The organism is Benzoatithermus flavus, from assembly GCF_037908215.1.
In the GTDB taxonomy this organism is placed as follows: domain Bacteria; phylum Pseudomonadota; class Alphaproteobacteria; order Geminicoccales; family Geminicoccaceae; genus Benzoatithermus; species Benzoatithermus flavus.
In genome coordinates this window covers 218425-240596 of sequence record NZ_JBBLZC010000001.1, presented here as the reverse complement: position 1 = coordinate 240596, position 22172 = coordinate 218425, and the positions used below count along the sequence as shown (strand labels likewise).

The window sequence follows — 22172 nt, the reverse complement described above, 5'->3', positions numbered from 1 at the left end:
GGGTGTCAGGCGATCGGGCCGATATGCTCGCGCAGCGCCTGCCAGAGCTCGGCGGGCTCGGCCGGGAGCAAGGCCACGAGGCAGCCCGCCCGGCGGAACGCGATCAGCAGCGGCCGGCCCCGGAACGCGAACAGGGCGACGCCGTCGGGTGGCGCGGCCAAGGGAGCGTCGTGGTGCTGCGCCCATAGAGCGAGGAAAGGGCGCAGCATCCCCGTCTCGAACTCGAAGCGGTCGGCCGCGGGCAGCTTTTCCGCCAGATCCTCGACCGAGAGCAGCGGGCAGGAAGCGGCGATAGCGGGGCTGGCCGTGAGGACGGTCGCGATGAACGAGGCGCGGACGAAGGCGTCGCGCCAGATGGCGTGCCAGATCGGCATGATGGATATCCTCGAGGTCTGGCCCGGCGGGAGGCCGCGGAGGAGACGGCGGGGGCTGCCGGACCCTACGGGCCCGGCAGCCGCTTGCGGCTCAGTCGGTGTTGATCGCGCCGAAGGTGGTGAGATTCGTGACGTCGACCACGCCGTTGGCGTTGGCCGCGACCACGAGCACGCCGTGGGTGGGCAGAGTGCCCTGGCCGGCGTTGAGGAGGATGAAGTCGCCGACGCGCAGCATGCGGCTGGCCTCGTTGAAGTAGCCGGCATTGTCGACGTCGGCGGCGCTGTCGCCGGTGCGGTAGTGCCAGAGCGTGAAGCCGTTGGCATATGCGATGGCGCTCAGGTCCTTGATGCTGCAGGCCATGGCTCAGTCCTCCAGGCAGGGCAGCTTGATGACGCCGCGGCCGTCGATGAGGCCGGCACCCTGCGACATGAAATGGGCGACGAAGTGTGCGGCTCGGTCGCCGTGCCAGGTGATGTCCGAGGTCACTTCCTGGCCGATGGCATGGCCGATGGCGCTCTTGTGATACCAGAAGCAGGTGCGCACCCCGTTCGCGAGCGGCAGGGCCGAGTGCGGGATCCACATGGTGCCGAGCCACATCTTGGCCTGCGTGCCGCGCCAGGGCAGCACGTCGTCGCCGACGAACTCGGCGCTCGCGAACTCCGGCAGGTCGAGCAGGTCCGACCACTGCCGCCAGCCGATCACGGCGAAGCGCTGGCCGTCGTCGGGCACGTCGTTGGCGCCGAGCTGCTCGAACGCGGCCAGCACCTTGGCCTTGGTGAGGCCGGTCGAGCCGTCGCCGATGACGGTCTCGGCCTTCATGAGGCCGCTCTCGATGATGATCTCGTCGGTCTTGCGCCCCAGCGCGAAGGCGCCGGCGTTCGCCAGCACCTGCCGCTCGTCGATGTTGGTCTTGAGCTCGTCGAGCCGGTCGATCCACTCGCCGACATAGTAGTCGAGGAGCGGGATCTCGACCGAGCTGAACTCGCTCGAGCTCACCGGCACCATGGCGTGCCGGCCCTTGCTCTGGGCGTCCACCTTGCCGACGCGCTGGAACACGGTCGAGCTGCCGACGACTCCGGTCTTGACCCGTACGGTCGGGCGCAGCTTCGAGCCCTGGCGCTGGTAGGCCTCGTGGACCTCGCGCTGGAACTGCTTCACGAAAGCCTGGTCGATCGATGTGGACATCGATTTCCTACCCTGGTTGGAGGAGGGTTCCCGAAGCGATGCCGGTCGTCCGGAACCGGGTCGGCCGCGTGCTTCGGGGCAGGGAGGTCGGTGCTGCGGGCCGCTGCGGCGGACGGACGGTTGTCCGCGGACCGACGGGGGCTCGCGTCAGCCGGCGTAGAGCTTCTTGAAGCCGGCTGTGACGCGGGCGACGAACTCGGGATCGCGCTGCCGCCAGTAGCGGGGGTCGCGCATCATCTGGACGAGCGTGTCCTCGGTGATCTCGGCCAGCGGCGCCTCGCCGCCGCCGAGCAGCTCGGGCTCGTTCGCGCGCATCATCTGATGCATGGCGAGGACCCCCTCGTAGCTCGCGGCGAGCGTCGCATAGACCTCGGGAGCGAGATGGGCTTCGCCCCAGCTCTTGAGCTGGCGTGCCGTGTGCCGCCAGCTCTCGGGGCCGCCGAAATGGCGCTGCAGCCGCTCGAGCTGCTGCTGCGCCTCGATCTCGCCCAAGGCCTCCTCGATCATCGGCAGGAGGCGCTCGGCCGCGAGATCGTAGACGAGCTGCGCCTGCGGCTCGGAGAAGCCGGCTGCGAGCAGCCTGGCGTCGAGCTCGGCGTCCTGCTGGAGCAGAGGATGGCGGGTCTCGATCCTGTAGCCTGCGGCCGGCTGCGGCGCTGCCGCTGCCGGAGGATTCTCCTCGGCGGCAGGAGCCGGATCGGGCTCCGGATGCCGGCTGCCGAGCTTGCGCTCGAGCTCGAGGTAGGATCTGGCAAGATCCTCCAGGCGGACGAGGCCCTGCTGCGCATCCCAGAACTTCTCGGGAATCCAGGCCGGGCGCTCGGCCGGTGAAGACGTCCCGCTCTCCGGGATATCACCACTCGTTGCGGCATCGCTCACTGGATCGGTCATCGCGGGCTTTCCTTGAGGTCGTGGATCGAAGGCGGGACCGGGCCGGCCTGCCCGCGCTCGAGGAGCTGCAGCAGGTGGCTCACCACCGACCGCTGCCCTTCCACATGACGCAGCTCGGCGTCGGATGCGGTGGGGGGGACCCGTCGGTCCAGGAACAGGAGCCTGAGGTGGCGGAGAAGGACCTGGCCGTGGGCGCTGCCGAGACAGGCAGCGGCGCTGCGGCAGGCTTCCTCGGGCAGGTCCGGCGCTCCTTGCGCAGGCGCATCGAGCCAGGCCCAGCCGGAAAGATGTTCGGGTGCCGCCATGCCGCACCTACCGGCCGGCGAGGGCGGCTGCGAGCGAGCCGATGGTCGGGCTCTCGACGACGAGCTCGTCCGGCACGCCGAGATGAGCGCCCAGCCAGCGCGCCGTGGCCGCGACGTCGACGGACTGGGCGGCACCCGGCCCCAGCTTGGCGAGGGCATCGAGCCAGAGCAGCACGTTGGTCACGTCCTCGCGCGCCTGGGCGCGGGCCAGAGGTGCCCTTGCCTGCAGCTCGACGGTGCGGCCGTCGAGAACGAGGCCCGGCAGCTCGCCGCGCCGGCGTAGGATTGCCACCGCCCGCTCGAGGAGCGGGTTCAAGAGCTCCGCCTGCAGCCGGCCGAAGATGGCGCCCAGGAGCCGGGTCATCTCGGTCGAGCGCTCCAGCACCTCGGTGGCGGTCATGGTCCGGTCGGCCACGGGTCCCAGCCGGTCGGTGAGCAGCGTGTGGCGGATCCGGGCGCGCAGATCGTCGAGGACGAGCTGCGAGACGTCGAAGCGGCCGGGGGCCTGCAGCGGGGTGAGGCCGGCCGAGCCCACCGCCTTCGGGATGATGCTCCCCGGCACGAGGCGGATGTTGGCCGGGTTCAAGACACCGTCGTCGTCGGCGAGCCAGATGCCGGTGACCGCGATCGAGGCGTTCTTGAGGATCAGCTCGACGACCTTGTTCGCCGTCTTGATGTCGGGCAGTGCCGTCATCACCGGCGAGCGGCCGTAGAGCTCGCCCGCCCCCTTGATCCAGCGGAAGGTCAGGAACGGCGAGTGCTCGAACGAGCCTTCCGCGAGCAGGTGGTCCTTGGTGGCCTCGCCCGAGGGGTGCTTCAGGACGGCGACGTAGGCGTGCCCCGGCGATTGGGCCGTGACCATCTCGATCACCTCGAGCCGCTGCTCGGGCCGGCATTCGCCTTCCGCGGCGAGCCAGGAAGGCAGTTTCGCATCCGGATAGCGGCTCTTGAGCGAGGCCGGGGTGAGGGAGCTCACCCGGTAGATCTGGCGGATCTGGCCGTTCTGGTCGCCGTCGACGTAGATCTCGGCTGCCGGCACGGCCGTGAAGCGAAAGGCCGAAGCCTCCCCCAGCGGGGCTTCCTGGAACAGGAGGGTGGCGGTGCCGACCGTGACGAGGTCGAGGAAGCACTGATGGATCTCGACCGCGAAGTTCGACCGGTCGAAATGCCCGCGCACGCGGGCGGCCATCTCCTCGAGCCAGCCCGAGAGGGCCAGCCGATCCTCGACCGGGACGTCGTGGCCGGGCCTGAAGCCGAACCACTGCGACCAGGGCGGCGTCAGCTCGGCGAGCAGGCTCGCTGCGAGCTGCTCGACCGCGTCGGGTGCGGTCCCGTCGAACAGGCTCTCGTTGTAGCGCCGCGCCGGGCCGAACTCGGCGCCGAGCCCGAGGCCGCGCTGCGGCTGGGCGAAGGCATAGCACTCGCGCCACAAGGGCTCCCAGGGCTGCCGTCGTTCGCGGGCGCGCTCGAACCCCTTGCGAACGAGTTCTGGCGAAAGGCCGGTCATCAGGAACTCCCGGTGCTGCATCCGTCGCCGTGGCGACGGCGCGTCGGATGTTGAGAAAATATTCCTATAAAATGCCGCCGTCAAGGGGACACGATACGCGCCGCTCGCCGGTCGGCCGGGCGGCGAAGCCGGCGCCCGGCCGCGTCGGATGCAGGAGCGCTCGATAAAGCTGCGCTGGCGTGAACACCCAAGGTGCATGGAGACGAAGCACGCGCTTGACGGTCTCGACGCAGCTCATGGGCCGCAGGTTCCAGGACGGCGCCGTCGTCGCGGCGATGCGGCCTACGAGGACGCTGCGGCCAGTGCCGACGTAATGCCGGACCAGCTCGTCCTCGCTCGGGCCGAAGAGCGGCACGATCTCGATCCGTGTCTTCAAGGGGTCGCAGATCGTCCAGGTGCGCCCTGCGCCGACGAGGCAGAAGCAGTGCCGGAAGCCGGGTCGGAGCAGCCGAAGCGCGGACTTGTCGGCTCGGTCCTCGAACACGACGATGGCGCGCGGCGCAGGCACGTCGCCGTCGGTGCCGAGCCTATCCGGGTGTCGTTGCTCGTGTCTTGCCATATGTTCCTACTTCCCCGCAGATTCTCTGAAGACTTGCAGCATCATCGGACTATATCCCTAATGACAGCGACCAAAAACGTCAAGATACTGTTCCTACGGGGCAAGAACACTGCGGGAGCATCGCTCAGATGCTGACTCACAAGGCGATCTGGCGGGGCATCGACCTGCTCGCCGAGCGGAACCGGCTCTCGGCCTCGGGCCTCGCCAAGCGAGCCGGCCTCGATCCGACGACCTTCAACAAGAGCAAGCGCGTCACCAAGCAGGGCAAACCCCGCTGGCCGAGCACGGAGAGCCTCTCCAAGATCCTCGAGGCGACCACCACCTCGATGGCCGACTTCGTGAGCCTGCTCGAGGACGGTGCCGGCAGCGCGACGGCGCCGGCCCGGCGGATACGCTGCTTGAGCCTGACCCAGATGGAGCGCGAGGCGGGAGCCTTCGATGCGGCGGGCTTCCCGCAGCCCGGCCCTTGGGAGGACATCGAGTTCCCCGGCATCAGCGACGACAGTGCCTATGCGATCGAGCTCGACCGGGACGTGATACCGCCCGTGCTCCGGGCCGGCGACATGCTCATCGTCTCGCCCAAAAGCAGCGTGCGCCGCAACGATCGCGTGCTCGTACGGCACAAGGATGGGCAGGTCGAGCTCGGCGTCCTCCTGCGCCGGACGGCACAGCGGATCTCGCTCGGCCACCTCGCCCAGGCCGGCGAGGAGCGCACGCTCGATGCCGGCGACGTCGCCTGGCTCGCCCGCGTGCTCTGGATCAGCCAGTAGACAGAAAGAGGGCCGCCGGTTCGCCGGCGGCCCGAGCACAGGGAGGCATCACAACGTCAGGGAGGACAAGCCTGGCGCCTGGATCCGCTCGATCGTGTGCCGAGGAAGGGATCGACCGGTCCGTGTGCCAAGCATGAGCCCACTCTAACGGCGGCCCCTTAACAAAGCGTGAACGTGCGCCGACGTTCGCAGGCCGGTCACGCCGGCAGGCCGATCGGGCAGCTCACCCCGGTACCACCCAGGCCGCAATAGCCGAGCGGGTTCTTCGCGAGGTACTGCTGGTGATAATTCTCGGCGAAGTAGAACGCAGGTGCGGCTGCTACCTCCGTCGTGACAGCCCCGTAGCCGGCCCGCTGCAGCACCGCTTGGTAGGCATCGCGCGACGCCTCGGCCGCCGCCGCCTGCTCCGGTGAGTAGGTGTAGATGACCGACCGGTACTGCGTGCCGACGTCGTTGCCCTGCCGCATGCCCTGGGTCGGGTCGTGGCTCTCCCAGAACAGCTTCAAGAGCTGCTCGTAGCTCACCGCCTCGGGATCGAACACGACGCGCACGACCTCGGCGTGCCCGGTGTGGCCGGTGCAGACCTCCTCGTAGGTCGGATTCGGCGTGTGTCCGCCGGCATAGCCCACCGCCGTCACCCACACGCCGGGCTGCTGCCAGAAGCGCCGCTCCGCCCCCCAGAAGCAGCCCAGGCCGAACAGGGCGAGCTCCATGCCCTCCGGATAAGGCGGCAGCAGCGGCCGGCCATTGACGAAATGGCGCTCGGCCAGAGCGAAGGCCGGCCGGTCGCGGCCCGGCAGCGCTTCCTCGGGAGTCGGTATCGTCAGAGGCTTGCGCGCGGTGATCCACATTCATCCTCTCCGCCGCGGGACCTCGCCCGCTCGCAGGAGATGTCTGCTCGCAGCAGCCGGCCGGCAAGACCCCCGGCCGTTCAAGGCCGCCGGAACAGGGCGCGCACCCGGTCCGCGGCGCGCTGCGTGTCCTCGAGCGGCTCGACGCGGCGGGTCTCCGGCCAGGGCTGGCCGAGCCAGACCGCGCGGCCGGCGGCGACCTGGGCGCGGTGAATGGCGCCGACGTCGCGCAGGAGCTGGCGCGGGCCCAGCCAGCGCCCGAGATGGAACGCGATCGAGCGCAGCGAGAGGGTCTGCCGCAGCCGGCGCCGCGTCGGCGGACGCTCGTCCCGGTCGGTTGCGGGCCGCATCGAGCCCGGCCCGGTCGCGAGATCGAAGATGAAGACCGGCTTCCCGCTCGCCACCGCCTCGATCAGCATCGACATGCTGTCGCTGGTGACGACGATCCGCTCCGCGAGTGCGAGAAAGCCGAAATAGGGATTGTCCGGATCGTCGCGGCGCCAGCGATAGAGAAGATGCGGCACGTCGAGCTCGGCCGCGAGGGCGTCCACCACCTTCGCCGGCGTGCGGGCGCTCGTGGAGATCAGGAGCGAGCCGCCGTCCCGCCGGGCCGTGGCCGCGAGCAGCCGGCCGAGCGCCGTTCCGGCCTCGCGATCGAACGTATAGGGCGGTATGTGCCCGCCCAGCAGCACCGCGGTCCACGGCCGTGGCAGATGCACGAGCCGCGGCGCCCACTTGGCCCCCTCCGCCACGAGCCGTTCGGGTGCCACCCGATGCATCGGCGCCTCGTTGTGGAGGATGTTGGGCCGCCCCGGCAGCGCGTATTGCGGCGTGGTGACGATGAGATCGAACACGTCCGTGGACGCCCAGGGACGGCCGACATGGACGAGCCTGACCCGCCCCCGCCCGCCTGCGCGGGCCTGGATCCACCGCGCCACGGGCTCGTTGCGCCGGCCGGCGGTGATCACGAGCTCGGGCCAGGGCGGCTCGAGCGGGCTCGAGCGCCTGCGGTCGATGCCGAGAAGCGTCACGCCCACGAGCCGGTTGGTCACGAGCTCCCAGGGCCGATAGACGATCCGCTTGATCTCGAACGGCCAGCCGAGCGCTTCGGCCAGCGCCAGAACCTGGCCGTTGTCGCCCTGCTTGTGGCCGAGCAGAAGCCAGGTCCGGGGTGTCTCGGACCTAAGGGCAGCGGGCTCCCGGCGATCTCGGACCGAAGCATCCATCCAAGCGGCTCCAACCGACCGGCGCGCATGCGCGATCCGGCAAGGCAGGGCCGTCATAGAGGGCGGTGGCGACCGGCGCAATCGGTGCTGCCGGCGGCTGGGCCGCGGCCACGGCGCCGAGCCTGATCCTGCCGCTCCCGCAACTGATGAGGATGCTCGGCAAAACGGCCAGGAGCGAGAGAACCAGAAGGGGCCGGCGATGCATGGGGCGCTCTTTCCTCGGGTGATCGCCGCCTCAGCCGTGGCTGTGGAGCTGGCGCGCATAGGCCGCGAGGGCCTGCACGTCCCGGATCACGAGCTCGCCCTGGCCACGCTGGACGATGCCCTGCCGTGCCAGCTTGCTGAAGAGCCGCGACACCGCCTCGCGGTGCGTGTTCACCCGGCTCGCGATCTCGGCGTGCTTGGGAGCGGGGCGTAGGCGGGCAGCGTTGGTTCCCAGCATGGCATCGCGCGCGAGGCGCAGGAGCTCGTGGCAGATCCGGACCTCCACCTTCTCTGCGAACTCGTGCACCCGTTCCGAGAGTGCTCGGACGAGGAGGGTCAGCTTCTTGAGGACGGCGATCGCGATATCGGGGTGGCGCTTGAGGGCCGCCATGAAGTCGGACGCGGTCATGAGCACGACCGTGGCGTCGGTGAGCGCTATCACGTTGGCCGAGCGCGGCTGGCCGTCGATCGCCGAAAGCTCGCCGAAGCTCTGTCCGGCCGTCAGCTCGCGAAAGGCGATCTCGCGGCCAGCCTCGGAGAAGATCGTCACCTTGAGCTTGCCGGAGAGGATGAAGAACACGTCGTGGGAGTCGTCCTGATACTCGACGACGGTCTGGCCCGCCTTGAACGCGCGCGTGCGCGTGTAGCGCTCGAGCTCTTGGAGCTGAGCCGTGTCGAGCCCGCGGAAGAGATCGACCGTGGCGAGCGGGTGAGGGCGTCCGGGTTCCATGGGCACGTTCGCTGTTCGTTTTGGGCCGGGTCGGCGGCCGACCACGGCTGTGCAGTGTGATGAGAACCCATCGCCTACTTGGTTTCAACACCGCTCGACATGCGTGCCCGCAGGGGAGGGCCGTACGACGCCTTTTTGCGCACGCTTGTGACCGAGCGCACAGAACCGGACCGGCCCTTGCGATTAGAAGAGATCTCGCCTCCCAGTTCCTCGTTCCTTCGGCCCGGGTCCTTCCAGTCCCGGGCCGTTTTGTCGTGGGATCGCCCGTTCAGCTTCCTGCCGAGAGGCACCGGACCAGGGTATCGACGTTCCGCCGCATCAAGCGGGCATAGGCTTCCGGTCCGGGGTCGATGCCCGCGATACCCTCGGGGTCGAGCTCCCCCGTCCCCACGTTCCGGCCCTGGGCGAGGGTCGCGACCAGCGGGGAGGGGGTCCTGGCCTCGCCGAACACGCAGACCGCACCGCTCTCCTCGATTTTCCGGCGCAGCTCGGCCAGACGGCGGGCACCGGGCGGCTGGTCCGGGCTCACGGTGATCGAGCCTGCCGCCGTGAGATCGTAGGCGCGCTCGAGATACTGGTAGGCGTCGTGGAACACGATGAAAGGCTTGCCGCGCACCGGCGCCAGCGCCGACCGGAGCTCCTGGTCCAGTGCCGCTAGCTCGCCCGTGGCCCGCTCCGCATTCGTGGCATAGAGGGCGGCTCGCTCCAGGTCGACCTCGCCCAGCACCGCGGCAATGGCACGGACCATGGCTTCGGCGTTCGCGGGATCGAGCCAGATGTGAGGGTCCATCCCCTCGCCGTGGTCCGCGTGCCCTGCAGTCTCGGCATCCTCGTGCTCGTGCGGCTCCCACACCCCGCCTTCCCGCGCCGGCAGGAGCCTGACGCCGGGTGCTTCCATGAGCGTCACGACCCGCGCCTTGCGCGCGAGGCCGTCCAGCCCCCGCTCGAGAAAGGCTTCGAGCCTCGGGCCTACCCGGACCACCACGTCCGCTTCCTGTAGCGCGCGCGCATCCGAAGGCTTGAGCTGGTAGTCGTGCGGCGAGACGTTCCCGTGCACGAGCAGCACCGGCTCGCCGGCACCCTGCATCACGGTCGCGACCAAGGCATGGATCGGCAGGATGGTCGCGACCACCTTGGGCGCTTCCCTCTGGCCGGCTTTCGCCGCCCCGACGGGACAGCCCCATGCGAGCAGGGTGCCGAGGAGCATCGTGGGAACGAGACGCGCACGCACTGGCTTTTCATCCTCGAGATGTGCTAGATGCCGCTTCGGAACGTTATGTTATAGTATAACGAGCATGCTGCAAGCCACCTCGCCCTTCCGCGCGCCTCTCGCCCGATCCGCCGATCGGTCTCGTCCTCGGGACGCCCTGGTCGAGGCCACAGGGGTCACGGTGCGCCGCGGAGACCTCGTCGTCCTCGACGAGGTCGATCTCGCAGTGCGGCCCGGCGAGATCGTGACGCTGATCGGCCCCAACGGCGCCGGCAAGTCCACCTTGGTCCGCGTCCTGCTCGGCATCGCGACGCCACAGGCCGGCCGTGTCCTGCGCCGGCCGGGCTTGCGGGTCGGCTACTCGCCGCAAACGCTCTCGTGCGACCCCGTGCTGCCGCTCACCGTCGGCCGGTTCCTCGCGCTCGGCGCCCGCGCACCCCGACCGGAGCTTCTGGCCGTGCTGGATCGGGTCGGCATGGGGGATGCGCTCGACCGCCCCATGACCGGCCTTTCCGGCGGGGAGCTGCGCCGTGTCGTGCTGGCGCGAGCGCTCCTGCGAGCACCCGAGCTCCTGATCCTGGACGAGCCCATGAGCGGGGTCGACGTCGCCGGCCAGATGGAGCTCTACGAGCTCGTGGGGCGCATCCGCGACGAGACCGGGGCCGGCGTGCTCCTGGTCAGCCACGATCTCCATCTCGTCATGGCGCGTACCGACCGCGTCGTCTGCCTCGATGGCCATGTCTGCTGCGCCGGCCGGCCGCTCGAGGTCGCGGGCGACCCCGTGTTCCAGCGTCTGTTCGGCCAGCGCCTGAGCGACGTGATGGCTCTCTACGCGCACCGGCCCGACCCTCGTTGCGAGGGGCGCCACGATCACCACCACACCGCGCTCGAGGCCGACGATGCCGGGCTCGGGGTGGAGGAGCGCTGATGCTCGACGACTTCGTCCTCCGCGCGGGTCTCGCCGGGATCGGCGTGGCGCTGGTAGCGGGTCCGCTCGGCAGCTTCGTCGTCTGGCGGCGGATGGCGGTGTTCGGCGAGGCGCTGGCCAACACGGCCCTTTTGGGCGTGGTGTTCGCGACCCTGCTCCACCTCCATATCCTCATCGGCGTCGCGCTCTTCACCGGGCTTCTCGCCGTAGGCCTCTTGCATCTCGAGCGCCGGCGCTTCCTACCGCTCGACACGCTGCTCAGCATGTTCGCCCATGGCGCGCTCGCGGTCGGCCTCCTCGTCCTGAGCCGGATGGATCGCATCCGCTTCGACGTGACGAGCTTCCTGTTCGGCGACGTGCTCGCCACCTCGCCGGGCGATCTCGGGCTGATCGCAGGGCTTCTCCTCGTCATCGGCATCGGTCTCGCCCGTATCTGGCGGCCCCTGCTCTCGGCCACCGTCCATCCCGAGCTCGCTGCCGTGGAGGGGGTTCCGGTCGAGCGCGTGCGCTTCCTCTTCACGCTCATGCTCGCCGGCCTCATCGCCATCGGCATGAAGATCGTGGGCATGCTGCTCATCGTCTCGCTGCTCGTCGTTCCGGCCGCCGCGGCCCGGCAGCTCGCGCGCACGCCCGAGCAGATGGCGCTCCTCGCCGCCACGCTGGGCTGCCTCGCCGTGCTCGGCGGCCTGCTCGCGTCGCTCGAGCTCGACCTGCCGACCGGGCCGGCGATGGTGGCCGCTGCCGTCCTGCTCTTCGCGGCCACGAGCCTGCTCGGCCGCACGCGCCACGAACGGGGTTGACAGGCGGCGCCTCGCCTGCGCCGCTAGGCCGGCATCACGGGAAAGGAAGGAGGCATGACGGCCCGTTCGGCTCTCGATCCGTTCACGCCGGACTCTCACGACCACGGGCGCTGCGTCGCCACGGCGCTCGAGCAGGCGGCCGACGTCTGCGCTGCCCGCGGTGTCCGGCTCACCGACCTGCGCCGGCAGGTGCTGGAGCTCGTCTGGCAGAGCCATGCTCCGGTCGGTGCCTATCAGATCCTGGAGCAGCTCGCCGGCACGCGCGGCCGCGTCGCCCCGCCCACGGTCTACCGCGCGCTCGAGTTCCTCGCCCGCGAGGGCCTCGTGCACCGGATCGACCGGCTCAACGCCTATGTCGGCTGCTCCTCGCCGGCGCGGCCGCACCAGGCCTATTTCCTGATCTGCAGCGCCTGCGGCGACGCCGCCGAGTTCCACGATCCCGAGCTCGCCGCCACCCTGTCCCGCTGCGTCGAGCGCGCCCGTTTCCGGCTCGAGACCGCGACGGTGGAGCTCGCGGGCTTGTGCGCCCGTTGCAGCGGCAAGGCCGCTCCGGCCGACCGGCGGGTCAGCCGAGACGCCTGAGATACTGCCCGACGAAGTCGCAGCCGACGAGCCGGACGTAGGCGTCGACGAGCCGCCGGGTCACCGGCCCGAACACCGCTTCGCCGCCGATCCGGACACCGTTGATGCTGCGCACCGGGCAGATGCACAGGCTCGTCGAGGTGAGGAACGCCTCGTCGGCATTGTAGGCATCGTAGAGGTCGAGATCGGCTTCGCGGCAAGGGGTCTCGAGCTCGGCCGCGAGCTCGATCACGGTCTCGCGGCTGATGCCGGGCAGCACGTAGCGGGAGCCTGGGGTCAAAAGCTCGCCCTTGCGGACGAGGAAGATGTTGCTCCCGCGCCCCTCGGCGAGGTTCCCGTTCATGTCGAGCAGCACCGCCCAGGCACCGGGATCGAGCGCCGTCACCTCCTGGTCGGCCACGATCATGTTGAGATAGTTCGTGGTCTTCGCCCGCGGGGTCAGTGCGTCCGGCGGCGTGCGCCGGTTCGAGGGCACCACCACCCGGATGCCGTCGCGATAGAGGCCGGCGCGCTCGCGCAGCGGCAGGGGCGTGCACTCGACGATCACGGTGGGGCCGGCCTGCACGGGCTCCTCGCCGTCGATCCGGCTCGGGCCGCGGCTCACCCGCTGCGACACCCAATAATCTTCGTCGGGCCCGAGCAGATGCCGGTTGCGCTCGAGCACCGCCTCGGTGATCCCGGCCATCTCCGCTGGCGACAGGCCCGGATCGAGCCGGAGATAGCGCAGCGAGCGGTAGAGCCGGTCGATATGCTCCTTCACCTTGAACAGGCGGTGGCCGAAGGTGCGCGTCGTGTCGAACACCCCGTCGCCGTAGAGGAATCCGCGGTCGCGGAACGGCAGCACCACCCGGCTCTCCGGCAGGTACTCGCCGTTGAAGTAGGCGATCCGTTCGTTCGCGCGCTGCTGCATCGTGCCCGGCCTCCCATGGTCTCGGCCGGCAGTCTAGAGCGGGCCCGGTGCTACGTCACGCCACACAGAAGCGCGCCCGCTGCCCGACGAGGCAGGCGCCGAGGTCGGCGGCGGTGCGGGCGACCCGAGCGAGAGGGTCAGACGCAAGGCTCGTAGCCGGGCGAGAAACGCCGTCCCGGGCCGGCCGGCGGCGCGCGCTGCGGCCGCTTCCAGGAGAGCCAGCCGGCCGTACGCCGCCCGCAGCGCGAAAGCATGACCGCCGCCGATGGCAGCGCCATGGCGCCGGATGATCTCGGCCATCGCATGGGGCGAGACCAGGGTCCGGGCGTGCGGCATCCGCTCGACGAGGCGCTGCGTCGTGCAGGCGAGCGCACCCTGCCGGGCAAGCTTCAGCCAGAGATCCCACGCGCTCGCTCCGCCGAGCGCCGGATCGAAGCCCCCGGCGCGCAGCAGCGCCTCCCGGCGCGCCATCACGGTCGAGATGCCGATCGCGTCTTCGGCGAGAAGCGCCGCCACGGCACCGGCATCGAGCCGACGCACGCCCCGGCCCCCTTCGATGCGACACGCCAAGAAGGGATGGCGCTCGAGCCAGCCGCCGTGCTCGTCGCCTCGTGTATCGACCAGCGCTTGATCGGTGAAGCTGAGCACGAGGTCGGGATCGGCGGCATGCGCCGCGCGCTGGGTCTTCAACTTGCCGGGGCGCCAGGCGGCGTCTTCGGGATCGAGAAAGGCCACGAGCGGTGCCCGTGCTTCCCGTAGCGCGCGGTTGCACGCTTCCGGCAGGCTGGCGCCATCGCGGCGAACGGGCCGCAGCCAGGGCCGGGTCCGCGCCATTTCGCCGAGCCATGCCCAGGTTCCGTCCGTCGATCCGCGATCGACCACGATGGCCTCGAACCTTACCTGCTGCGCGACGATGCCGGCGAGCGTCTCGGCCAGCCGGCCGAGCTGGTTGCGGGTCGGAACGATCACGCTGACCTGGATCGGGCTCGGCACGGCGGGCGGCTCCTCTGGCGCTGGCTCGCCGGGATCCTTGCACGGATCGAGCCAACGTAGAGGTTGTGGCCACACGGTCGAGATGGCCGCCGGCACGATCGCGCGCCGCAAATTGCGATGCGAACCGCCTTGCGAGCTGCATACGGGGCCAGCGCTGCGGGCAGAGGCGTTTCCCCGCATCGTGGGCCGTCGCTCACGCCCAGGTTGCAATATCGCCAATTGCCTGCTGCACGCGGCTTTCGCTAAGAAATCTTAGAATTTGGAAGATACCAAGCCATTATGCTGCAAATCTTTGCCCCGATCGTCTCGCATCCTCTGACCATCGCCACGGTGTCGGCCGCTCTGATCCTCTGGGCGCTGATATCGGGCCAACACCTCGTCCGCCGCACCCGGGCATTGAAGTCCGCCCTCGACCGCGAGCGACAGCGGATCGAAGCCAGCGGCGACGCCGCAGGGTTCGCCGCCGCTTTCGAGGAGCTGCGCGACGAGCTCGGTCGGGACGAGCTCCTGGGACTCGCCTGGCGCGACTATGCCGAGACGCTTCTTCTCCCGCGCGAGCCGGGGCGGATCGTGCACAGCACGGTGCGACCGAGCACGTGGTTCAATCTCGACCTCTGTCGTCGCGCCGACATCGATCTGCGCTACCATGCCGCTCTGCCGAATCTCCTGGTAGGCGCCGGTCTGCTGTTCACCTTCCTGGGCCTCGCGGTGGCGCTGGACTCGGCCGGTGGCCTCGTCGCTGCCGGCGCCGACCAGCGCAACGACGCGCTCAAGACGCTGCTCGATACGGCCTCCTTCAAGTTCGTCACGTCGCTCATAGGACTCGCCGCGTCGATCGGGTTCGCGTTTGCGCGCAAGTACCGACTGCACGCCGTCGAAAAGGCGCTCGACGGGTTCACGGCGGCGCTCGAGGCGCGAGCACCGCTGATCACCCCCGCGCTGCTGCAGCAGGAGACGATCCGGTTCCTCGATCGCCAGACGGCCCAGCTCGAAAGCTTCTCGAACGATCTCGCCGTGAGCCTCGGCAGCGCCGTCGACGCCGCCTTCGATCAGCGGCTGGGCGAGCATATCGGTCCTCTGGTCGAGGTGCTGGAGCGGCTCGCCGACAGGGTCGGCACCAGCAACGAGGAGGCGATGCGGCAGATGATCGATGCCTTCGTCGGCCGGCTCGAAGGCGGGACGGGCGATCACATGGAGAAGGTGGCCGCGAGCCTGACCGGGCTCGGCGCCGGCCTCGAGAGACTGCAGGCCGGTCTCGGCGGTGCCGCGGAACGGATGGCGGAAGCGGCCGATGCCATGGCGCGGCGCATGGGCGAGGGAGCGGAAGCCGCGCTCGGGCGGATCACCGACCAGATGGCGAACCTCGTCGAGACGCTGCGCCAGGCGACCGAGCAGACCCGCGACGCCGGTGCGGACGCCGCCCGCGAGCTGGCCCGGCGCATGGAGGCCGCCGCTGTGGGCTTCGAGACCGCCGCCCAGGGCGTTTCCGCCACGCTGGCCGAGGCGGCGCGCGCCATGGCCGACCGGATGGGCAGCGAGGCCGAGGCGAGCTCGGCGCGGCTGGCACGGCAGCTCGAGGCGATGCTGGCGACGCTGAACGGGCTCGCCGAGACCAGCCGGGCGACCGGCACGGCGGCGCTCGATCTCCTGGCCGAGCGCATGGCCGCTGCGACCGCAGCGCTCGAAGCGACCGCCCGGCAGGTGGCGGAGGTGCTCGATCGCGCCGCCGTCGAGAGCGGCGGAGCGCTGCAGCGCGGGGCCGACGAAGCGGCAGGGCGGCTGGCGCAGGCGGTGGAGAGCCTGCGCGGCGAGCTGCAGACGATGCTGGGAGAGATGCGCGGTGCCCTGGGTGCTACGACCGCGGACCTGCTCCAGGGCACGAGCGACGGTGCCAGGCTCGTGAAGGCCTCGCTCGCCGAGGCCGGTGACGGCTTCGTCGAGGCCCTCGCCCAGGCTGCCGGATCCTTGCGCAGCGCGGGCGAGGAGGCCGGGCAGGCGCTGCGGGGTGCCGGCAGCGAAGCGGCCGGCCGGATCGTGGCGGCGGGCGGGGTGCTCGATACCGGTGCCCGCCAGCTCGACGGCCAGACGACGCGCCTTGCCGCCGCCATCGATGGTGCCGCCCGTCAGCTCACGGCGCTGGAGCAGGCAGCGCTCGCCGCAGCGACACCGCTCGCCGGCACGGCGCGCGATCTCGCCACGGCCGGTACCGCGGTGCGGGAAGCGCTGCAGCCGCTCGCGGAGAGCGGGCGGCGTGCCGCGGACGCCACCGAGCGGCTGGGCGGGGTGGCGCACCGCGTGGAAAGCCTCCTCGCCGGGGTCAAGGGGCTCACGGACGAGATGGGAAAATCGGCCGGCCGCTTCGCCGGCATCGACACGGCGCTCGCCAATACGGTCATGGCGCTGAAGGACGGCCTCAAGGGCTTCACGGATGAAGTGGGGCGGTTTGTGAACCAGACCAACAAGGACATGGCCCAGGCGGCCACGCATCTGGACGCTGCCATCAGGAACCTGGAGGAGACGCTTCAGGACCTGACCGAGCGGCTGCCGGCACCTGCCCACAGGTCGCGCTAAGGGGAGCCCCGGATCATGGCCGAGGCACGCGCCTCCGAAGCCGACGAGGCCGGCGAGGGCTATTTCGCCTCGATCAGCGACCTCATGGTCGGGGTGCTGTTCGTCTTTCTCCTGATGCTCACCGTGTTCGCGCTCAACTTCCGCTCCTCCGAGGACGATGTCGAGCGGCTGCGGGCCGAGCTGCGCGCTGCGCAGGCGGAAGTGCAGGCGAAGCGGGAGGAGGCGGCGCGCGCTCTGCGCGAGGCCGAGGAGCGCAAGGCCGAAAGCCTCCGGCTCGCGGCCCAGCTCGAGGTGCAGCGGGCGACGCTGCTCAAGGCGCTCGATCTGCTCGAGGCCGATCTCGAGCAGCGCAACCGCGCGCGCATCGACATGCTCGACGGCCTGGAGCGGCGGCTGCGCGAGCGCGGCGTGCAGGTGCAGGTCGACCAGCGCTCGGGCGTGCTGCGCCTGGCCGAGCGCGACCTGCGCTTTCCCACCCGCAGCGCCGAGCTCACGCCGGAGGCGCGGCAGACGGTGAACGTGCTGGCCGACGTGTTCGCCGAGGTTCTTCCCTGCTATGCGCACGGGCCCGAGGTTGCGGGCTGCGGCGAGGGTGATGCCCCCGTGCTCGAGGCGGTCCTGGTCGAGGGGCACACCGACAAGCGGCCGATCAGCGATCGCCGGCAGTTCCGCGACAACTACCAGCTCTCGGCCGAGCGGGCGCTTACCGTCTACCGCGCCGCGGTCGAGCGGCAGCCGGGCCTCCTCGCGCTGCTCAACCCCGAGGACCAGCGCCTGCTCGGCGTTTCCGGCTATGGCGAGACCCGGCCGCTGCCGGACGCGCTCGGCGAGGGCGAAGAGGATCTCGCGAGGAACCGCCGGATCGACATCCGCTTCGTGCTCTCCTCGCGCACCGCAGAGGAGGTGCGCCGGCTCAAGGAGGAGATCCGCCGCGTGCTCGAGGGCGTGCGGTGAGCGACTACCCGGCGAGCGAGACGCGGGAGGCGATCGAGGCACTGAAGGCAGCGCTCGGCGCCCTGCCGCGCGCATGGTTCCCGAGCGGGACCTCGCACACCGCAGCCATGCTGCAGAAGCTCGGGGCCGGGGAACGCCCGCCGCGGCCACCGCAGGAGGCACACCTGGAAGCCCTTCGCGCCCGGCTGCGAGCATTGTTCGCGGCCGGCCCTCCGGCGGCTCCGCCCGAGCCGCGGGACCTGCGCGACGCACCCTGGATCCTGTGGTCCGGCAAACCGCCGGCCGCGGGTTTTCCGGGGCTGCTGCCGGCGGTGCTGGCGCAGGCGGCCGGGCACGGACGCACCTTGCGCAACCTCGCCGAGGCCTGGGTCCGCGACTTCGATCCGAAGCTGCCGGGCCTGCGCGAGACCGGGTCCGCGCTCGCCCGCCTGATCGCGGCGAGCGTGGACCGCAGGCTCGGCCACTGGCGCGAGGCGCAGGCGCTCGTCGGGCTGTTCGATGCCGAGCATGGGCCGAAGCGGCTCGCGGAGCGGCTCCTGCGTGGCCCGGAAGCGGTCGGGGAGATCCTCGAGCGCTGCGGCTTCGCCGATCCGGCCCGCGCCACCGGTGCCTACATGCTCGCCGTGCAGCGGGCGGCGCTTGCCACGCTTCCGCCGCTGCTGCGGCAGGCGCCGGGGCCGGCCGGCACGGCTCTCCGCCGCGCCCAGGCCTTCCTCGCCCCCGCGAGCCGGCTCCGCTTCCCCGAGGAGCGGGGGCCGATGGCGGCCGGGCTGGTCGCGGCCTGGCTCGGGGGCGCCGCTCCGGACGCGGCACTGCGGGACGAGGTGCAGGAATTCCTCCTGCACCATCTGGGCGATCCGCGCCTCAAGCCGCAGAACTGGACGGCAGCCGGCGAGGAGGTGGTCCGGCTCGTCCGTGGCTGGCTCGCCCGCGCGTCGCTGGAAACCTTCTTCCGGTTGATCGACGAGCACGCTCTCGATCGCCACTGGCGTTACCGCGAGGCGTTCTGGTCGGCCTGCCTGCAGAAAGGGGCGATCGACGATGCCTGGCTCGTGCTCGGGCGCAACGTGCATGCTTCGGCTCGTGCGATCCGGGCGCTCGGCAGTGCTTACGGCTGCCTTTCGGGCAGCAGCGACCCGAACCATGCCGTCCTGCTGATGCGGATCGGGCCGCTCGTGCTCTGCGAGTGGAGCCACAACGGCCGGCTGCGTGCGTGGCCTGCCGACTGGCGGCAGGCTCCCCAGCTCGGGTGTGCCGGCTACGACCGTGACGAGCTCGTGGTACGGGGACTGCCGTTTCCGGATGCACCCGAGCCGGAAGGCCTTACCCACCGCGGGTCGGAGAGCGGTCTATGGCAGGGACGTGCCGCCAAGCTGCTCGCCAAGCGCGCCGGCCTGCATCTCACCCCCACCGACTGGCAGCCGCGATGAGCCACCGCTTCGCCCTCACCGTGACGCCGGCCGCGACGGAGCTGGCGCTCCTCGGCCCCACGGGACCGGTCCCGACCGACCTCTGGGCCGTCGCGGCGCCGCCCGCTCTCCTGCCCGGCGTCGATCTCGTGCAGCGGCTGGCCGCGGCCGGAAGTGCCGTCGCCGAAGGCGCGACGGCGCGCCTCGAGCACGCGGCAGTGGCCCGGCTCACCGCCCGCGAGGCGGCGCTGCTCGGCCTGCCGCCTCTGGCCGAGGCGGTAGCGGTGATCGAGACCAGAGGCGTCATCAACCGGCCCGACTTCACGGCGAGCCTGCGCTGGCAGCGGCCGAGCGGACAGCCGATTGTGGGCGCCGAGCGCACCGGCGCCTGGCTGCGGATCGGCGAGGCATGGCGGCGCCTGCCCGACACCCTCCTCGCGATCGCCGAGGCCGTGGACCGCCTCCAGGCGACGGCCGCGGACGACCTCGCCGAACGGATGCGCACCCTCGCCGCGCTGCGCGAGGCGCTGCCGCCGGCTCAGGCGACGGGTGCCGCCAGCGCGCAGGGTGCTCTCGGCACGCTCACGATTGCTATCGCCGATGCGTTCTCGCTCGACCTCGTGGGCGAGGGGCGCGCAGCACGGCTCGTGCCGATCCTGCACCGGGCCGACGCCGAGGAAGATGCGCCGCTGCTGCCGCCCGAGAAGCAGCGCATCTTCGGCGACGATCAGTTCAATCGCTTCACGGGCGTCCGCCCGCTCTATGCGCTGGGCGACGGCTGGTACGTCGTCCTGGAGCCGCCGCTGCAGCGGGCGCTGGGCGAGGTTCGCCGGCTGCAGGGAGCGCCGCTCGCGAAGAAGCGCCGCCTGCTCGAGGCACCGCGCGCCTTCCTGCGCGAGGCCTTGGGCGATGAGGTCGAGAGCGCGGTGCTCGAGCGCGTGTTCCGCGAGACGGCGAGCTACGGCTCGCGCGTGCTCGGGCTGGGCTTGTGGCAGCCGCGCGTGCTGCCCTGGGTGCAGATGGCGGGCACCGACTGGTTCGGGCCCGAGACCGGCGGGACGGCGGGCGGACCGGCGCCGAAGCCGGGCGGCCTCGTCGTCGGCGACCGCAGGATCGAGCTCGACCCGGCGGCCGCGGAGGAGCTTCGGCAGCAGGTGGAGGACGCGATAGGCGCCGGCCGGCCGAGCGTTCCTTATGAAGTGGACGGCGAGACCGTCCATGTTCCGGCGAACGGCGACACGCTCGCAGCGTTCCGCGATCTCGCGGCTGCGCGCGGGGAGCGCCAGCCATCGCCGCGGCCCGAGCGCACCGTGCTCCTGATCGCCCCCAACGAGGAGGAAGTCGAGGTCGCGGGCGAGTTCCGGCTGCGCCCGGCACCCGAGCCTTCCATCCCGCGCTGCCTGCGAACCCCGCTCAAGGCCCACCAGCGGGAGGGCCTGCGCTGGCTGCAGGAGGCCTATACCGCCGGCCGTCCGGGTGTGCTCCTCGCCGACGACATGGGGCTCGGCAAGACCCTGCAGGGGCTGGCCTTCCTCGCCTGGCTGCGGGAAGCGATGACGGCGGGCAAGATCGAGCGGATGCCGCTGCTGATCGTGGCGCCGACGGGCCTGCTCGAGAACTGGCGCGCCGAGCACGACCGGCACCTCGCCGCATCCGGTCTCGGGCGCTGTGTCGCGGCTTACGGTCGTCATCTCGCCGCGATCCGGGCGAGGGGAGAGGACGATCGCCCGAGTCTGAGCACGAAGGCGCTCGCGGAGGCCGACTGGGTGCTCACGACCTACGAGACCTTGCGCGATTACGACCGGGATTTCGGCGCCGTCCGGTTCGGCGTGCTGCTGTTCGACGAGGCGCAGAAGATCAAGACGCCGGGGGTGCGGTTGACCGACGCCGCCAAGGCCATGAACGCGGACTTCTGTGTGGCGATGACGGGCACGCCGGTCGAGAACCGGCTGGCCGATCTCTGGTGCATCGTCGACACGGTTCATCCGGCCCATCTCGGCGACCTCAGGAGCTTCAGCGCCACGTACGAGCGCGAGCCCGACACCGAGCGGCTGAAATGGCTCAAGAGCAGGCTCGACCGGCGCCGCGGTCGGATTCCGCCTTTGCTCCTGCGCCGCCTGAAGGAGGACGAACTGCCCGATCTTCCGGCCTGCAGAATCGCGGTGAGCGAGCTGGCGATGCCGCCCGCCCAGGCAGCGGCCTATGCGGCGGTCGTGGACGGGGCTCGGGCGGCGGCGCGGCGCGGCGCGGTGCTCGAAGCGCTCCAGAAGCTGCGCGCCGTCTGCCTGCACCCGGACCCCGAGGCGGCCGTGGACGACGCGGCGTTCGTGGCCGCCTCCGCGCGCCTCGTGCTGGCGATGCGGGCGCTGGATGCCATCGCCGCGCGCGGCGAGCGCGCCCTCGTGTTCCTGGACGACCTGGACCTGCAGGCGAGACTCGCCGGCCTGATCCAGCGCCGCTACGATCTGCCGGCGCCGCCGATGATCATCAACGGCGGCGTCGGCGGCGGTACGCGCCAGGCGAGGGTGGATCGCTTCCAGGCGGGCCCCGACGGCTTCGACGTCATGATCCTCTCGCCGCGAGCCGGCGGCGTCGGCCTCACCCTGACCCGCGCCAACCACGTCGTCCATCTGTCCCGCTGGTGGAACCCTGCCGTCGAGGATCAGTGCAACGGGCGGGTGCTCAGGATCGGCCAGACGCGCCCCGTGACGATTCACCTGCCGTTGGCGGTCCGCCCCGACGGCCGACCCTCGTTCGACCAGAACCTGCACGCGCTCCTGGAGCGGAAACGGTGGCTGATGCGCGAGGCGCTCCTGCCGCCCGCTGCCGACGAGCGCGACCGCGAGGAGTTGCTGGCCAGAACCGTCGACGCTGCATGAGGCTCGGCCCGCAGCTGCGGGCAACCCGAGATCCCGATCTCGCATCCCCCTTTGGAGGATCGACCGGCAAATCGCCACGCTATGCGCTGGCCGTGCGGCCACACGATGGTTCTTACCAGATCCTGGCCGGGCACCACCGCAAGCTTGCGGCCGAGGTGGTCGAACCAGTCGACCCATTCGAAGAAGTCGGTCGCGTTCGCGACCAGCGACTGGATCTTCGCCAGTCCTTCCTGCACGTCGGCGGCTCGGTAGCATCGGCTACGAGCTGCTTCTCCTGCGCCTGCCCCATGCTCCTGCTCGTGCCGGAACAGCGGCCCGCAGCTCGGCCCGGCT

General features: G+C 70.9%; 21 protein-coding genes. 8 read left to right on the top strand and 13 right to left on the bottom strand.

Features of this window, described 5'->3' with window-relative positions:
* Positions 1 to 5: 5 nt before the first annotated feature.
* The 7 genes from U1T56_RS01090 to U1T56_RS01060 all read right to left on the bottom strand — a co-directional run bounded on the left by U1T56_RS01090 (position 6) and on the right by U1T56_RS01060 (position 4822).
* Complete coding sequence (locus U1T56_RS01090) at positions 6 to 374, bottom strand: hypothetical protein (RefSeq protein ID WP_418157579.1); 369 nt, start codon at positions 372 to 374, stop codon at positions 6 to 8.
* Positions 375 to 465: 91 nt separating this feature from the next.
* The gene (locus U1T56_RS01085; protein ID WP_418157578.1) at positions 466 to 735 is read right to left on the bottom strand and encodes a hypothetical protein; all 270 of its coding nucleotides are present in this window, start codon (positions 733 to 735) and stop codon (positions 466 to 468) included.
* Between the two features lie 3 nt (positions 736 to 738).
* Positions 739 to 1560, bottom strand: a complete 822-nt coding sequence (locus U1T56_RS01080) for a phage capsid protein (protein ID WP_418157577.1) — start codon at positions 1558 to 1560, stop codon at positions 739 to 741.
* Between the two features lie 147 nt (positions 1561 to 1707).
* Entirely contained in the window at positions 1708 to 2451 is a 744-nt protein-coding gene (locus tag U1T56_RS01075; RefSeq protein WP_418157576.1) for a capsid assembly protein, read from the bottom strand.
* A complete protein-coding gene (locus tag U1T56_RS01070) occupies positions 2448 to 2756 on the bottom strand; it encodes a Bbp19 family protein (protein ID WP_418157575.1) in 309 nt (102 codons plus the stop codon). Before U1T56_RS01070 ends, U1T56_RS01075 begins: the two co-directional genes overlap by 4 nt.
* A gap of 7 nt (positions 2757 to 2763) precedes the next feature.
* Positions 2764 to 4263: a portal protein gene (locus U1T56_RS01065; protein ID WP_418157574.1), complete on the bottom strand. Its 1500-nt coding sequence runs from the start codon at positions 4261 to 4263 to the stop codon at positions 2764 to 2766.
* Between the two features lie 64 nt (positions 4264 to 4327).
* A complete protein-coding gene (locus U1T56_RS01060; protein ID WP_418157573.1) occupies positions 4328 to 4822 on the bottom strand; it encodes a hypothetical protein in 495 nt (164 codons plus the stop codon).
* Between the two features lie 128 nt (positions 4823 to 4950).
* On the opposite strand from U1T56_RS01060, the gene U1T56_RS01055 reads away from it, so the two are divergent.
* Positions 4951 to 5592, top strand: a complete 642-nt coding sequence (locus U1T56_RS01055) for a helix-turn-helix transcriptional regulator (RefSeq protein ID WP_418157572.1) — start codon at positions 4951 to 4953, stop codon at positions 5590 to 5592.
* A 197-nt stretch (positions 5593 to 5789) separates the two neighbouring features.
* On the opposite strand, the gene msrA is transcribed toward U1T56_RS01055, so the two are convergent.
* The 4 genes from msrA to U1T56_RS01035 all read right to left on the bottom strand — a co-directional run bounded on the left by msrA (position 5790) and on the right by U1T56_RS01035 (position 9834).
* Positions 5790 to 6443 (bottom strand): peptide-methionine (S)-S-oxide reductase MsrA, encoded by a 654-nt coding sequence (gene msrA / locus U1T56_RS01050; RefSeq protein ID WP_418157571.1) that lies wholly within the window; start codon positions 6441 to 6443, stop codon positions 5790 to 5792.
* An 80-nt stretch (positions 6444 to 6523) separates the two neighbouring features.
* Entirely contained in the window at positions 6524 to 7669 is a 1146-nt protein-coding gene (locus U1T56_RS01045) for a mitochondrial fission ELM1 family protein (RefSeq protein WP_418157570.1), read from the bottom strand.
* Between the two features lie 235 nt (positions 7670 to 7904).
* Positions 7905 to 8603, bottom strand: a complete 699-nt coding sequence (locus U1T56_RS01040; RefSeq protein WP_418157569.1) for a Crp/Fnr family transcriptional regulator — start codon at positions 8601 to 8603, stop codon at positions 7905 to 7907.
* A 268-nt stretch (positions 8604 to 8871) separates the two neighbouring features.
* Positions 8872 to 9834, bottom strand: coding sequence for a zinc ABC transporter substrate-binding protein (locus U1T56_RS01035; protein WP_418157568.1), 963 nt, complete (start codon positions 9832 to 9834; stop codon positions 8872 to 8874).
* Between the two features lie 64 nt (positions 9835 to 9898).
* Here U1T56_RS01035 and U1T56_RS01030 point away from each other — a divergent pair, with 64 nt between their 5' ends.
* From U1T56_RS01030 to U1T56_RS01020, 3 genes are read left to right on the top strand one after another with little or no spacing between them, the layout of a single operon-like run.
* A complete protein-coding gene (locus U1T56_RS01030; protein WP_418157567.1) occupies positions 9899 to 10741 on the top strand; it encodes an ATP-binding cassette domain-containing protein in 843 nt (280 codons plus the stop codon).
* Positions 10741 to 11541, top strand: coding sequence for a metal ABC transporter permease (locus tag U1T56_RS01025; protein WP_418157566.1), 801 nt, complete (start codon positions 10741 to 10743; stop codon positions 11539 to 11541). Before U1T56_RS01030 ends, U1T56_RS01025 begins: the two co-directional genes overlap by 1 nt.
* 54 nt (positions 11542 to 11595) lie before the next feature.
* Positions 11596 to 12123, top strand: coding sequence for a Fur family transcriptional regulator (locus tag U1T56_RS01020; RefSeq protein WP_418157565.1), 528 nt, complete (start codon positions 11596 to 11598; stop codon positions 12121 to 12123).
* Here U1T56_RS01020 and U1T56_RS01015 read toward each other — a convergent pair.
* Positions 12107 to 13033: an aminotransferase class IV gene (locus tag U1T56_RS01015; RefSeq protein WP_418157564.1), complete on the bottom strand. Its 927-nt coding sequence runs from the start codon at positions 13031 to 13033 to the stop codon at positions 12107 to 12109. The two genes, U1T56_RS01020 and U1T56_RS01015, sit on opposite strands and share 17 nt — an antisense overlap.
* A gap of 33 nt (positions 13034 to 13066) precedes the next feature.
* Positions 13067 to 14026, bottom strand: a complete 960-nt coding sequence (locus U1T56_RS01010; RefSeq protein WP_418157563.1) for a glycosyltransferase family 2 protein — start codon at positions 14024 to 14026, stop codon at positions 13067 to 13069.
* A gap of 279 nt (positions 14027 to 14305) precedes the next feature.
* Here U1T56_RS01010 and zorA point away from each other — a divergent pair, with 279 nt between their 5' ends.
* Genes zorA through U1T56_RS00990 form a run of 4 tightly spaced genes read left to right on the top strand, consistent with a single transcriptional unit; the run spans position 14306 to position 21839 of the window.
* A complete protein-coding gene (gene zorA / locus U1T56_RS01005) occupies positions 14306 to 16597 on the top strand; it encodes an anti-phage ZorAB system protein ZorA (protein WP_418157562.1) in 2292 nt (763 codons plus the stop codon).
* Positions 16598 to 16612: 15 nt separating this feature from the next.
* Positions 16613 to 17551 carry a hypothetical protein gene (locus U1T56_RS01000; protein WP_418157561.1) on the top strand — a complete coding sequence of 313 codons (939 nt, stop codon included), beginning with the start codon at positions 16613 to 16615 and terminating at the stop codon, positions 17549 to 17551.
* Complete coding sequence (locus U1T56_RS00995; protein WP_418157560.1) at positions 17548 to 18981, top strand: EH signature domain-containing protein; 1434 nt, start codon at positions 17548 to 17550, stop codon at positions 18979 to 18981. The genes U1T56_RS01000 and U1T56_RS00995 overlap by 4 nt, the downstream gene beginning before the upstream one ends.
* Positions 18978 to 21839 carry a DEAD/DEAH box helicase gene (locus U1T56_RS00990; protein ID WP_418157559.1) on the top strand — a complete coding sequence of 954 codons (2862 nt, stop codon included), beginning with the start codon at positions 18978 to 18980 and terminating at the stop codon, positions 21837 to 21839. Before U1T56_RS00995 ends, U1T56_RS00990 begins: the two co-directional genes overlap by 4 nt.
* Positions 21840 to 22172 lie beyond the last annotated feature (333 nt).

Bases quoted from the DNA above. Each gene is read 5' to 3' on its own strand.
- U1T56_RS01040 (WP_418157569.1), bottom strand. From the start codon at position 8,603: ATGGAACCCGGACGCCCTCACCCGCTCGCCACGGTCGATCTCTTCCGC.
- U1T56_RS01070 (WP_418157575.1), bottom strand. From the start codon at position 2,756: ATGGCGGCACCCGAACATCTTTCCGGCTGGGCCTGGCTCGATGCGCCT.
- U1T56_RS01015 (WP_418157564.1), bottom strand. From the start codon at position 13,033: ATGCAGCAGCGCGCGAACGAACGGATCGCCTACTTCAACGGCGAGTAC.
- U1T56_RS01080 (WP_418157577.1), bottom strand. From the start codon at position 1,560: ATGTCCACATCGATCGACCAGGCTTTCGTGAAGCAGTTCCAGCGCGAG.
- U1T56_RS01025 (WP_418157566.1), top strand. From the start codon at position 10,741: ATGCTCGACGACTTCGTCCTCCGCGCGGGTCTCGCCGGGATCGGCGTG.
- msrA (WP_418157571.1), bottom strand. From the start codon at position 6,443: ATGTGGATCACCGCGCGCAAGCCTCTGACGATACCGACTCCCGAGGAA.
- U1T56_RS01020 (WP_418157565.1), top strand. From the start codon at position 11,596: ATGACGGCCCGTTCGGCTCTCGATCCGTTCACGCCGGACTCTCACGAC.
- U1T56_RS01090 (WP_418157579.1), bottom strand. From the start codon at position 374: ATGCCGATCTGGCACGCCATCTGGCGCGACGCCTTCGTCCGCGCCTCG.
- zorA (WP_418157562.1), top strand. From the start codon at position 14,306: ATGCTGCAAATCTTTGCCCCGATCGTCTCGCATCCTCTGACCATCGCC.
- U1T56_RS01065 (WP_418157574.1), bottom strand. From the start codon at position 4,263: ATGACCGGCCTTTCGCCAGAACTCGTTCGCAAGGGGTTCGAGCGCGCC.
- U1T56_RS01030 (WP_418157567.1), top strand. From the start codon at position 9,899: ATGCTGCAAGCCACCTCGCCCTTCCGCGCGCCTCTCGCCCGATCCGCC.
- U1T56_RS01075 (WP_418157576.1), bottom strand. From the start codon at position 2,451: ATGACCGATCCAGTGAGCGATGCCGCAACGAGTGGTGATATCCCGGAG.
- U1T56_RS00990 (WP_418157559.1), top strand. From the start codon at position 18,978: ATGAGCCACCGCTTCGCCCTCACCGTGACGCCGGCCGCGACGGAGCTG.
- U1T56_RS01055 (WP_418157572.1), top strand. From the start codon at position 4,951: ATGCTGACTCACAAGGCGATCTGGCGGGGCATCGACCTGCTCGCCGAG.
- U1T56_RS01060 (WP_418157573.1), bottom strand. From the start codon at position 4,822: ATGGCAAGACACGAGCAACGACACCCGGATAGGCTCGGCACCGACGGC.
- U1T56_RS01085 (WP_418157578.1), bottom strand. From the start codon at position 735: ATGGCCTGCAGCATCAAGGACCTGAGCGCCATCGCATATGCCAACGGC.
- U1T56_RS01045 (WP_418157570.1), bottom strand. From the start codon at position 7,669: ATGGATGCTTCGGTCCGAGATCGCCGGGAGCCCGCTGCCCTTAGGTCC.
- U1T56_RS01000 (WP_418157561.1), top strand. From the start codon at position 16,613: ATGGCCGAGGCACGCGCCTCCGAAGCCGACGAGGCCGGCGAGGGCTAT.